Annotated in this window: 7 protein-coding genes; all 7 read right to left on the bottom strand. The window is 54.5% G+C overall.

Going from position 1 to position 13,043, the window contains the following annotated elements:
* Positions 1-16 precede the first annotated feature (16 nt).
* The 7 genes from AAC086_RS20955 to fdhF all read right to left on the bottom strand — a co-directional run bounded on the left by AAC086_RS20955 (position 17) and on the right by fdhF (position 13,042).
* Positions 17-625 (bottom strand): GNA1162 family protein, encoded by a 609-nt coding sequence (locus AAC086_RS20955; RefSeq protein ID WP_339781703.1) that lies wholly within the window; start codon positions 623-625, stop codon positions 17-19.
* A 19-nt stretch (positions 626-644) separates the two neighbouring features.
* Positions 645-2,228: a tetratricopeptide repeat protein gene (locus AAC086_RS20950; RefSeq protein WP_339781701.1), complete on the bottom strand. Its 1,584-nt coding sequence runs from the start codon at positions 2,226-2,228 to the stop codon at positions 645-647.
* Positions 2,229-2,266: 38 nt separating this feature from the next.
* Positions 2,267-6,196, bottom strand: a complete 3,930-nt coding sequence (locus AAC086_RS20945) for a tetratricopeptide repeat protein (RefSeq protein WP_339781699.1) — start codon at positions 6,194-6,196, stop codon at positions 2,267-2,269.
* Positions 6,197-6,255: 59 nt separating this feature from the next.
* On the bottom strand, positions 6,256-8,496 hold the full coding sequence (locus tag AAC086_RS20940) for a hypothetical protein (RefSeq protein ID WP_339781698.1): 2,241 nt from the start codon (positions 8,494-8,496) through the stop codon (positions 6,256-6,258).
* A gap of 366 nt (positions 8,497-8,862) precedes the next feature.
* Entirely contained in the window at positions 8,863-9,705 is an 843-nt protein-coding gene (fdhD, locus tag AAC086_RS20935; protein ID WP_339781696.1) for a formate dehydrogenase accessory sulfurtransferase FdhD, read from the bottom strand.
* 32 nt (positions 9,706-9,737) lie between these two features.
* Positions 9,738-9,962 (bottom strand): formate dehydrogenase subunit delta, encoded by a 225-nt coding sequence (locus tag AAC086_RS20930; RefSeq protein ID WP_339781694.1) that lies wholly within the window; start codon positions 9,960-9,962, stop codon positions 9,738-9,740.
* A gap of 200 nt (positions 9,963-10,162) precedes the next feature.
* On the bottom strand, positions 10,163-13,042 hold the full coding sequence (fdhF, locus tag AAC086_RS20925) for a formate dehydrogenase subunit alpha (RefSeq protein WP_339781693.1): 2,880 nt from the start codon (positions 13,040-13,042) through the stop codon (positions 10,163-10,165).
* Between the last annotated feature and the right edge of the window lies 1 nt (position 13,043).

The following is a 13,043-nucleotide window of genomic DNA, read 5'->3' as shown; positions in this document are numbered from 1 at the left end:
TTACCGATCAGAATGTTTATTTGGTGGTTTTGGTCTGGCTCATAGCGGCGATCATGTGGTTGACCAGTCGCTGGGCAATGATGCTCACACTGTCGCGTGAAAATGTGCCCTGGCCAACGATGCCGGAACTTGCCGTCCAGACAACCGCCCCGTCGCTGATATCGACCAGCCGCATATTCATGCTGACCGATGGTTCTTCGCGCAGGCCATATTGATAGCCATATTCCGAAACACTGCCGGTCAGAACATATTGCACACCCAGTATTTCGCCCAGTTGGCGGGCTGAAACGGTGGTATGTGCCCCAACAGCGCTGGTTGCTGTATTTTCGTTTGCCAGCGAATCATAGGTTTGCGCCACGTTGTTTTCGGGCTGAACCGCAAGATCGGTGGTGGCCCGAAGCGCACTGACCGCCAGATAGGACGCAACCTGTCCGGCTTCTTCGCTGTTGGTCAGATTGTCAAAGGGCATTACGGCGATGGTATTGCCCTGTGCAAGGGAAACCGGGGTACTGGCGGTAACAATCTGGCGGTCACCCCCGGCGCAGGCGGCCAGCATCAGGCCAAGCGCGCCTGTTGCCAGCATATTGCGCCACATGCGAAATCGCCCATTACGGTGTGTTTTCATCGTGCTGTTCTTTCCCGTTCTAGAAATATTGTTTGATCGAAATGCCGATAAAGGTTGAACCACTGCTGCCCACACTGCTGGATGAATTGGCGGTATGGCCAAATGACAGGGTTGTTTCATATTGATCTGCCAGGTTGCCGATCAGCGCGCCTGAAAACCCGAAGCCCTGTTCGCCATAGCGGTCATAGCTATAGGCAATGCCGGTCGACAGGGTCAGATAATCGGCCAGGCGGAGATCGTGGCCGATTGAGAATTCGTGAACTTCACGCCGGGCGACCTCAAGCGGGCGAAATGTGGTGCCTTGTGCGCTTTTGTCGGTTTGCGAAAGCGGATATTCGGCATCCAGGCGGTATCCGGCAAAGACAGGGAGGGTGTAAATGTCGAAATTGTCGCGCACATAGCCCTCAAGCCGCAATGTCCGGGCCAGGTCTTCATCTCCGTCAAGTCCGTACCGGTTTAGGGATGTGCCAAGCCCGATGTCCCAGTCATTGGCGGTGGCAATGTCATAGTTCAACGAAAGATTATCGCGTGTGCCATATTGCACAACCGCGCTGGTCTGGTCCCAATAGGGCTGGTGGTAATCAAAGCCGATTGTGGCAATGCCGGGCAAAATACTGTGTTGCCATTCGGCCCCGATGCCGGGTGATTTTTGGGTGGCATAAGCCCGATATTGGAAAATATCGCGGGCGGAAATTTCCTGATCAAGTTTTAAGGCCAGTTTTTGCCGGTTTCCTGTGAAGCCTTCATTTGCGCCGTTGCGGTTCACAAACGGGTCGGCATCGATATTGCGGTTTTCAAGGTCCATCTGTAACAGCAAGTCATTGCGCACAAAGGCCCGGCCGCTCAGGGTGCCAACAATTTGGGTGTTGCTGCTGCCATTGTTTTGAAATTGCGCCCCGCCCCCCATATAGGATGCATTCTGTTTTAAAATATCCTGGCGGGCACGGACAATGGCCGGGTCGTGGTTTGTTGCAATAACCCGGCCATACTGGCGGGCCGCTTCGCGCCAGTTGCCGCTTTGATATTCAACTTCGGCAAGGGCGTTGCGGGCATCAAGGTTGTCAGGGTCATTTTTCAGGATGTGGCTTAGAATATCGCGGGCATGGCCATATTGGCCCAGTTCCATGCGGGCGCGGGCCTCGATAATGGCGCGGCGGGTTTCGGCGGCGGATGTTGCGGTGCCCTTTTGGGTAATTTGCGCCGGGGTATTTACGGCATTGGTCGGTTTTGAGGCGGCGGAATAGTCAACCTCAAGCTGGCCCGTGGTTTGCGAAATTTTAAAGGCACCCTCAAAGGCCATTTCCATTAATAAAACATCATAGCTCGTTTGAACGGTAAGCACCTGCTGTGGGTATTTTCCGATCAGGGTGTTGATGTCAAATGCGCCAATCGGATCGCTAAAACGCACGATCAGTTCGCGGCCATTGGGTGTAACCGTGTTGTTTTGGGAATTTTTAAGATCCAGCACCATGTTAAAATGCCGGGTACCATCACCGGTGATGCGGGCATCGGTAATTTCGGCACAAGCCGGTTGTGCCAGCCCTGTAATCCCGGCACACAAGGCGAAACCATACAGCCCTGTTAAAGTTGTAACCTTGCCCAAATTATTCCCCTTTATTGCCCCGGAACCCCAAAACCCTGTCATTGCTGGCGAACCCTTTGCAAGGCCCGTTGCGGTGATTTTTGCAAAAGCCGCGTTTCGGCAATATCGGCAATGACCCCGGCATCACCCGGCCTGTCGCGCAACAGGCGGGTGAAAATCGCAACCGCATCGTCATAGCGTTGCAGGCGTTGCAGCAGCAATCCTTCAAGATGGCGCATATCGAATGTGGGGTTTGGCTGCTGCTTTAACAGATCCAGGGCCTTGCGATAATTTTGCGTTGCGGTTTTTAGCCGCCCCAGCCGGTCGTAAGATTCGGCCAGTTCATAATAGGTTTCGTAATCGCCTGCCGGTTTAAGCGCGAGATAGCGTTCAAGATAGGCCCGGGCAGTGTCAAACTGTTCTTTGCCAAAGGCAAGTTGACCCATAATCCGGAATGGTTCAGGGCCGCTTTTGTCAATGACCGTCAGGCGCTGCGCAATTTGCTGGGCCAGACCTTCAAAATTGCTGGCCTGTGACGCCACCATCAGGGTTTTCAAGCGTGCCGGATCATGGGTTGCCCGTTTGCGCAGGTCATCAAGCAGGCCGAGCAATGCCGCGCGATTGCCTGATTCCTGATAGGTAGCGATCAAACGGTCATTAAAGGCATCATTATCGGCATATTGGCTGGCATAGTCGCCCAGCAGTTTTTCCGCCCTTTGGGGGGCAAAGGTATTGCTGGCGATATCAAGCCAGGCCAGGCGGGTTTGGCCGCTGGTGTGGCTGATCCGGTCTGTAATCCAGTCGGCCTGTTTGTCGGTCAGGCGCGGGCCCCATAAAAATAACAGGGTTTTTGCCACTTCACTGTTTGGCCCGTCCTTGGTGGCAAGTTTCTGGAAAATCTGCACGCTTGCACTTTTCTCACCCGCAGCAAGCAGGCGATAGGCAATTTCCTGGCGGTCTTTGTCGCCCATATCGGCCTGTTGTGCCTGGCGGATCAAAAAGGCAAAGGCCTCCTTGCGACGGCCCAGAGACGACAGGGCATCGAAATAATAATTGCCCCATTCAATCGACTGGTCGGCCCGTTTGGACAGTTCGGGCAGTACTGTTTCATAGGCCTTAAGCCCGATCAGGTCATAAATAAGCTGGGTTTTGCGCGGTTCGTCGCTGTTATTTAAATCCTCGCCTAACAGGGTCACCAGTTCCTTGCGGCCTGATCCCCCTGTATTGACATTTTGACGCAGGGTTTCGGTATACAGGTTGCGATAATCGCGATTGGTAAGTGGCAGGTCACGGGCCAAAGCCAGCGCACTGGCAACATGCCCGGCCCGCAAATGGGCATCGGCCAGCGCAAATCGCAGGGCGGGCTGTGCCGGGGCCAGATCAAACTGTTTTTGTGCGGTCACTATTTCGGTTGCAAGGTCGCTGCTTTGGCTGGCAAGGCTTTGTAATGTTGCCAGATCGCCGGTTTGATCTTCGTGCCATGAATAGGTGGCAATCCAGTTGCGGATAGGGGCCGGTGTTTGCGGGCCAATTGCCAGAATGGCCAGGGCCAGTTGTGTCTCATAGCTGTGCGGTTTTGCCGCGACCCGGCTGATCAAATCGGCCCCGTCGCCGGTGCGGTTCAGGCTGCGAAACAGCAGGGCCGTTTCGGTCAGGCTGGCATCGTCAAGCGATTTGGCGTGCGCCAGGGCATCAAGTATTTTGTTCAGGGCTGCTGTTGCCTCGGCATCCAGGGGGGCGGGGCTGTTGGCTGTGTTCGCCGAATTTTCGGGGTTTGCCGTGGTGGCGGGTACGCCAATCATTTGCCAGATACGCGCCATTTGCAACAGGGCCGCAGGTGAACTATCGTTTAAATGCGTTAAGGATTTTTGCAACATCATGCGTGCCTGATCATACTGATGATCGGCAAATGTGGCCCGTGCGCGGGCAAGGGAAATCCACAATTCGTTACCGCGCAAGGGTGTTTCAAGGGTGAGGCAGGCCTGGGCAAATTTGATGTCGCCCCCGTCAAGTGCGCGGTCGATCAACAGGCCACGCAGCCAATCGGGCAATTCGCCATAGCGCGCCAAAATCACATCATGAAGGGGGGCGGTTTTGTTCAGTGTGGTTGCAGCTTCAATATAGGCCGCAAAGGTCGTCGCCGAAAGCTGGCTTGCCGGGATGTTAAGGGCGGAAACTGTGTCGTACAGGTTCTGCTGGTGGTTGGTTGCCAGGGCCGCCGACACCCAGATGTCGGTGAGGTTCATATGGGCGGCAAAATCGGATTTGTAATTTTTCGCCAGGTCATAGGCCCGGGCGGGCTGGTTAACATCCATCATGAATTGCGCCAGCCGGGTGGCATTGGCGGGTGTCAGCGTTTCATCAGGTAACTGATCAAACGCGGCATTCAGCCGTGCCATATCGTTTTGCAGCCATATTGCTTCAAGCACCAAAAGCCGGTTATCCGGATTTGGCTGACGCCTGGTCATTTCCCGGGCAAGCTGTTCGGCAAAACCATATGCTTTGCCCTGTGATGCCGTGGCATACAAGGTTGACAGAAGATCAGCATCAAGCTGGCTTTCGTCGGCATCTGCCAACCATTTTTGTGCAAGATCACCATGCCCGGTGGCGGCATTTAACAAGGCCAGTGCGGCCTGATTCCGCAAAACAGGGTTATTTTGCAGCACCGGGGCCAAAAGTGGCAGGCCATGTGCGGCTTGGCCCAAGGCGACATAAAGGCTGGCGATGCCAAAAATGTCGCCATTTTCCGGCGTTGTTTTGGCGAGTTGATCCAGCACAGGCAGCAAATCGGTGGTGCGGCCCAAATCGCTGAGCAATGTCGCCAGTTCGTAGCGATCGTCGAAAGTCATGTCGGTTTTGGCCAGGGCAAGGCGGACCCATTTACTGGTATCTTTTTCGTCCTTGCGCAGCATGGCATAACGCGCCCACAAAACCGGTGCCCCCAGGCGCATATTTTCGGGGATATTATCGGCAAAGCGGGCGGCACTTTGCAGATCCCCCTTTTGCAAGGCAATTTCCAACCCGTAGGACATATTTTCGGGCAGGGCGGCATAAGGATGCTGGTCGATATAGGTGATGGCATCGCGCAGGTTTCGGGCACTGATAGCGGCGCGAACAGCAACGGCCCAGCCATCGTCAGTCAGACTGTTCTGGGCAATCAGCGGCGCGAGTATCGCCTGCGCGTCGGCGATGCGATCATTGTCGAGCAGGGCTGACGCGTAAAGAACTTCCAATTGCGGGTCGGTTTTATCGGGGATGTTGCGCAGATCGGCCAAAATACGGATCAATTGTTTGGGGGTGCTACGGCTCTGGTACAGGTTGGCAATGGTGCGTGCCGTGGCATAAACCGGTAGCTGGCGCATCCAGTTGTTGGCAAACTGTACCGCGAGATCAGGCTTGCCGGTGTCAAATAACAGGCGCAGTTTTAATTCGGCCAGGGTGGCGGTAAACCCGTTTGGTTTTGCCAGCAACTGATCGACGAAATCGACCGACTTTTCCATTTCGCCAAGACTGGCATATAGATAAATAATTGATACCAGATCGTTATTTGTGGCCCAGCCGCGATCAGCCAGTTCACGTAATACGCCAATCTGGTCGCGATAGCGGCCGTTGAAATTGTAAATGTTGGAAAGATTGCGCAGCAGGGCTTCGGTTGGGGCGATTTGGCGTAAGTCTTCCAGTGTGCGGGTATAGTCATCGGGGCGCTGGGCATATTGATAATATGTGCCAAGATCGGTCAGGACACGTATCGATGTCGGGTTTTTGCGGTACAGTTCCTCGAACAGGGTAATGGCGCGGTTAATGTCACCATCTTGCAAATAGATGCGCGATAGCGCGCCATAGACATCGATACTGCGGTCGCCTGCGGCGTATTCTTCTTCATAAAACTGGCGGGATTTCACAAAATCCTTGTCGCGGAAATAGATATTCGCCAATTCTCGCCTGGAGGGCACCAAAAGCAGGCCAGAGATAACAACCGTGCCTGTCATTGCAATAATGACCCCCAGGCTGGTTAAATTTATTGTCCCCAAACGCACGGTGTTGTTGCCTATTCCGTCACAGGTTCAAGCGTTAGCTCGGCACCGGAAATGCCATCGAGCGGGATGGAGAAATGCAACATGCCTGACGCATCTGCCGTTATGGTTTGCGACCATGCGGGCTGATTTTGTCGCGCCGGAACGGTAACGTTGAAAACTGCCGCCGGTTTCGTGCGCCATTGCATTTCGCCAGGTCCAAAACCCTGTATTTTCATATGGAGTGTGCCGTGGTCATTTTGTATCCCCCACGCCCGCCAGCGGCTGGAAATAACATAGGGTTGGCTTGCGAACGGGTAGCGTTCTTTGGCGGTACTCGTTTTTACCGCGACAATCGGTGCGTCAACGGCCTCGTCGAGGGAAATATAAAGGCTGCCCTGATAGTGGGTTTGCCCGATGACACCACTGGAATTGTCAAAATCGACAGACAGATGTGCGCCATTGTCAAAACGGACGGTTTCGGCTTGCCCCCGGTTGCGGATTTGCCAGCGTCCATCGATGGTTTTTTCAATTTCGGCGGTAAAGAACCCTTTGCCCACGCGGGCATAACGGCTGGCGGCAATGGGGATGATCGATGATTTTCGGGCGAGTTCCAGGTTGGAAATTACGGCATTTCGGCTGGCAACTTTTTCGCCCGAATAGGTGTGGTAATAAATGTTGAACGGACGCAAGCGGATGGGGCTTTCGGTATTTTCAACGGTACTTGCCAGATAGCGAAAGCCGAAATAACGATCCGACCACAGGCGGGTATAGGTGTTTTCGTTGCTGGTTGAGGCATAAATCTGCACGGTTTTTCCCACCCGCATTCCTACCGGTGCCACCCAGGCAAGCGACGGGTAATCCGGGTCCCAGCGGCTGTCGCCCCCATTCAGGTTTGGCAACCCGATGCTATCTGCCATTGCGATGGCGGCTTCAAACGGCGATGTATCCCCTGACCATTGCAGCAGTTCGACCTTTTTGCCTTTGGGGGCATAGGTGCTGATATAGTCGGCGGCGCCAATAATTTCCTGATGCAGGTCAAACGGGCGACGAATATAGGCACGCGGCAGTTCATAGGTTTTTTTCAGGCCGGTATCGGAGGCGTTGATATCATCGGCAATACCTAAAAACTCCTGCACCCGGGCCGAGAGTTCATGGCCACTTTGCCCAAAATCGCGGGATTCGCGTTTGGCTGAGTAATTTTTGAAATAGCTCCACTGGAACGGGTGCGTATAGGTGTGCGATGCAGCTTCGACCTGTGGCAAGGCAAAGAGCTTGCGCGCGATGTCGCCGGTTCGTTTGGTGCCAACCCAGGCCGGGTCAAGGTCAGCTGCAATCGGGGCCACGGAAACCGGCAGGTCGGGATAGGGTGCAATAAGGTCGCGATAGACAACTTCGGAATCCAGCAAGGGTTGATCGTTATCCCCGCGTATCTCGCTGATATTACGCCAGCCATCGCCGTCAATGTGCGAATAATAGATCCGGCGTCCCATCAGGGTGGTGGTGTCTATTTTCGGGAATTCTTCCAGGTCAAAGGCGCGCGAAAAGAATTTGAACGGGTTTAATATCCATTTGCGGTCATGTTCATTGCGGCCAAAACGTACGGCATAACCGTCCTGAACAAACCCGCCCGATGGTCCAAAGGCGCCGAGAACATATTCGCTATTACCTTGTGGTGGCTTGGCCGTGGCAAAAGGAACCGATGCGGTTGCGCTGCGCTCAACACTGTAAAAAGGCGGTAACGGTTTTACGATGTCGGCTTCGTAGTCGGTCATGTCGGGGTTTAAATGGCTCAGGCTGAAATCAAAGGTAAGCTGTTCCCAGTCGCCCGTATAGTGCCCGCCCAAACGGCTTAGGACCCGGTTAACGCGCGCCAGAGAGACGATTTTTCCGTCCAGATTTTGCAAAAAAGACCAGTCGCCCAGAAGAGCCACTCTGGTTCCGGCGTTCATTTGCGTTTCAAGCCATGCAAGGAACCCCTCCGGGTCGGGCAAACGGTCGATTTCCATCCAGACCAGAATGCCGCGAAATTCGTGCGGATCATCAAATTTTGGCAGCCCCTGGCCCAAATCAAAATGGGTTACGGTCAAACCCAAATGGTTCAGGACTGTTTCCGCCAGCGCATGGCCAGCGGTAAAACGTGGTTTGGGGTCTTCCGGGGAATAATAAACCGATGCAATCTCGCGTGACACCGGGCGCGCCTGTGCCGCCGACAAGGGGGCAAGAACGGCACTGCATAGAAGAAGGACACGGAAAATAGTCAGAAGTGAGGACAAACGTTCACCCGTTTATCTGCGCGAAGGACACCTGGCAGTGTTCAAATTAGATATAGTTGACGATCCAGAGAGCCCTTTTACGCCAAAAGTATAGTGAGTTACAGGGGAAATTATACTTTTGTTCTTGGCAGCAGACGGGCCGATCATTTCTGTAAAAATGATAGTGATTCGCAAAATTGTAACGGGAGTAAATATTTTATGGCGGATTATGGATTACGTTTTGAAAAAGTATAATTCTCACCGGAAGTTATTGACCGTGCGTGGTTTGAATATTGTGCGTCCCTTATGAATTGCGGTTTTTTTCATTCGTACGTAAAAAGAGGTTGTTGTATTTATTGATTGTCGGGGAAGAGTTTAAACAACGCCCTACGCAAACCGGCGAAACAGGCCGCGTCGTTCCCGGCAGATCAGGGTTAAACCGGCCTGGCGCGCCAGATTAACCGCTGTCAGGGTGGGGCCGGAAAGGGTAACCAGCCCGCCAATACCGCATTGCACGGTTTTGGTGACAAGTTCATAGGAACAGCGGCTGGTCATTAAAATGAAGCCCCCGGCGGGATCAATGTTTTGCCGGGCAAGGGCACCTAATACTTTATCAAGCGCATTGTGGCGGCCAATATCTTCGCGGGCCAGCATAATGGTGCCGCTGGCATCGGCAAAGGCGCTGGCATGCAGCAAACCGCCGCCAGCCTTGTTGCGGCTTTGAAAGGCGGGCAGGGCATCGATGGCGGCAAGCACAACATTTTGCGCCATATTACCCGGTGTGACCTGGCGCGTCGCCTGTGCGGGAATGGCTTCAAGCGATTGCACGCCACACAAGCCGCACCCCGACCGCCCTTCCAGGGTGCGTTGGCGGCTGGCCAGCGCATCGATACAATCTTCGTCCAGATCGGCCTCAATGACGTATCCGCGCAAGGTTGATCTGACATCGCGAACCGCAATTTGGCTAATCGTCTCAATAATGCCTTCGCTGAGGCAAAAACCGGTGACGAAATCCTCCAGATCATAGGGAGATGTCATCATGACCATATGGGATTTGCCGTTAAACACCAATGCCGCCGGAACTTCGGGCTGAAGCAACAGGGCATCTTCATCGCCATTGTCTGCGGTGATGGCTATGGCGCGGTCCCGGGTGTGGTCATCAATGGTGCGGTCATCGATCATATCGTTGGTATTGGCGGTTTTTGGAGCCAAGGGGGATGCCGTTTTCATTGCGGGGCCAGCTTTGTGCCTGATATGCCCGATTAGGCGGGTTGTTTTACCTTGCGAATGGCCGGGATGGCCTCAATCACCAGCGGGTCAAGGCCGTCGCCGCCTTTGGCAACATGATCAAACAGGGCGGTGCGCATCCGGGGTTCCCAAAAATCGCTGATATGCCCGGCAATGCCCGGCACGGCGGTTTCAGGCGGTTGCGATTTAAAAAAGGTCGCAATCTGATTGGCCATATAAACAAGTTTTTCAGGTGTCATGGGTGGTTTCTCCGGCCAACGCACAGGCATTCATCATACAGAATTTTGCAGGTTTTACAAAGACACCCTGTTTTGCGCCGATGGGGGGCAAAACAAACAGCGGGCTTTTGCAAGATCAAGCATGAAAGGACCTGCATTGGCGGTAAGGGGAAGGTTTAAGCGGGCGCGTTGTCATGATGGCGCGCCCGCTTAAACGGTTTTTATTCTGCGGCGTCAATAGTGGGCAAAATACGACGAGCCTGTTTGGCCTGTTCGTCATATTCGACCTGCCATTCGGTTGGCCCGTTTGACGATGACACCTGCACCGCTGTTACCTTGTATTCCGGGCAGTTGGTGGCCCAGTCGGTAAAGTCGGTGGTGATCACGTTGGCCTGGGTGCCGGGGTGGTGGAAGGTGGTATAAACCACACCGGGTGCTACGCGATCGGTGATTTTGGTGCGCAGGGTTGTTTCGCCAGACCGCGATGCCAGTCGGACCCAGTCGCCATCACGAATGCCGCGTTGTTCGGCATCATGCGGATGAATTTCCAGAAGGTCTTCCTCGTGCCAGACGCTGTTTTGGGTGCGGCGTGTTTGTGCACCAACGTTATACTGGCTCAGGATACGCCCGGTGGTCAGCAACAGCGGAAAGCGCGGGCCGGTTTTTTCGTCGGTGGCAACATATTCGGTCACCACAAACTTGCCCTTGCCGCGCACAAACCCGCCAATATGCATGACCGGGGTGCCGAGAGGGGCCTTTTCATTGCATGGCCACTGAACCGATCCTTCGCGGTCCAGCAGGTCATAATTAACTCCGGCAAAGCTGGGCGTGGTGGCGGCAATTTCGTCCATAATCTGGGACGGGTGGGTATAGGTCCAGTTAAGGCCCATTGCGTTGGCAAGGTTTTGCGTCACTTCCCAGTCGGCATAGCCGTTTTGGGGCTTCATCACGCGGCGCACGCGGTTAATGCGGCGTTCGGCATTGGTAAAGGTGCCGTCTTTTTCCAAAAAGGTCGAACCGGGCAGGAAAACATGGGCGTAATTGGCGGTTTCGTTCAAAAACAGGTCATGCACCACCACGCATTCCATGGCAGCAAGGCCTGCGGCCACATGTTTGGTATCGGGATCGGACTGCAAAATGTCTTCGCCCTGAATGTAAATTCCGCGAAATGTGCCATCAACGGCGGCATCAAGCATGTTGGGAATGCGCAAACCCGGTTCGTCGTTGAGTTTGACGGACCACAGTTTTTCAAAAATATCGCGCGCACCATCATCGCTGATATGACGATAGCCGGGCAGTTCGTGCGGGAAAGATCCCATATCGCACGCACCCTGCACATTGTTTTGCCCGCGCAGCGGGTTCACCCCGACACCGGGGCGGCCAATATTGCCGGTTGCCATTGCCAGGTTGGCAATCGCCATAACGGTGGTTGATCCCTGGCTGTGTTCGGTAACGCCAAGGCCATAGTAAATCGCCCCATTGCCGCCGGTGGCAAAAATGCGCGCTGCCTTGCGAATCTCATCTGCCGGAACACCGGAAATTTTTTCAATTTCTTCGGGGCTGTTTTTGGCATCGGCAACAAAGGCCGCCCAGTCTTCAAATTCGGACCAGTCGCATTTTTCGCGAATGAAGGCTTCGTCAAACAGGCTTTCGGTGACAATGACATGCGCCAGTGCGGTGAGTACTGCAACGTTACTGCCGGGCCGCAAGGGCAAATGGGCGGCGGCCTGAATATGGGGGGATCGGACCAGATCAATCCGGCGCGGGTCAATCACAATCAACTGCGCCCCGGCGCGCAGGCGTTTTTTCAGGCGCGATGCAAAAACCGGGTGGCCGTCGGTTGGGTTCGCCCCAATCAGGATCACAACATCGGTATGTTCAACGCTGTCAAAATCCTGGGTGCCAGCCGAGGTGCCAAAGGTGGTTTTCAGGCCATAGCCGGTGGGCGAATGGCACACACGGGCACAGGTATCGACATTGTTATTGCCAAAACCGGCCCGGATCAGCTTTTGCACCAGAAAGGTTTCTTCATTGGTGCAGCGTGACGAGGTAATGCCGCCAATGGAGTCCTTGCCATATTGTTCCTGAAGGCTGCGGAACTTGCTGGCGGTATAGGTCAGGGCCTCTTCCCACGAAACCTCGCGCCACGGGTCGGTGATGTTATCGCGGATCATGGGGTTTAAAATGCGGTCCTTGTGGCTGGCATAACCATAGGCAAACCGGCCCTTAACGCAGGAATGGCCCCGGTTGGCCTTGCCATCTTTATAAGGCACCATGCGCACCAGTTCATCGCCGCGCATTTCCGCCTTGAACGAACAGCCCACCCCGCAATAGGCACAGGTGGTGACAACCGAATGTTCCGGCTGGCCGATATTGATAACCGATTTTTCCTGCAAGGTTGCAGTCGGGCAGGCCTGCACACAGGCCCCGCAGGATACACATTCCGATGACAGGAAATCTTCGTGCATACCCGGCGAGACGCGCGATTCAAACCCGCGCCCTTCAATGGTCAGCGCGAATGTGCCTTGCACCTCTTCGCAGGCCCGCACACAGCGCGAACAAACAATACATTTGCTGGGGTCATAGGTGAAATAGGGGTTGCTTTCATCTTTGCGCATATAGCGGGGGTTTTCCTCGCCATTTTGCCGGGATTTAACGTGGTTTCCCCCCTCATAGCCATAGCGCACGTCGCGCAGGCCCACGGCACCGGCCATATCCTGTAATTCGCAATCGCCATTGGCGGCACAGGTCAGGCAGTCCAGCGGATGGTCGGAAATGTAAAGCTCCATCACCCCGCGACGCAGCTTTTTAAGCCGGTCATTCTGGGTGCGCACCACCATGCCATCGGCAGCGGGCGTGGTGCAGGATGATGGGGTGCCACGGCGGCCTTCAATTTCAACCAGACACAGGCGGCAGGAACCAAAGGCATCAACCATATCGGTTGCGCACAATTTGGGAATTTGAATGCCAGCTTCCATCGAGGCCCGCATGACTGATGTGCCTTCGGGCACGGTCACGTCAAAGCCGTCAATATTCAGGGTGACGGTTTTGTCGGATGTGACGGCGGGGGTGCCGTAATCGATTTCTGTAACCAGGGACATT

The sequence above is a fragment of the uncultured Thalassospira sp. genome, assembly GCF_963976115.1.
Classification (GTDB): Bacteria; Pseudomonadota; Alphaproteobacteria; order Rhodospirillales; family Thalassospiraceae; genus Thalassospira.
The sequence above is the reverse complement of the archived record's forward strand: the minus strand, read 5'-3'. Positions and strand labels throughout refer to the sequence as shown.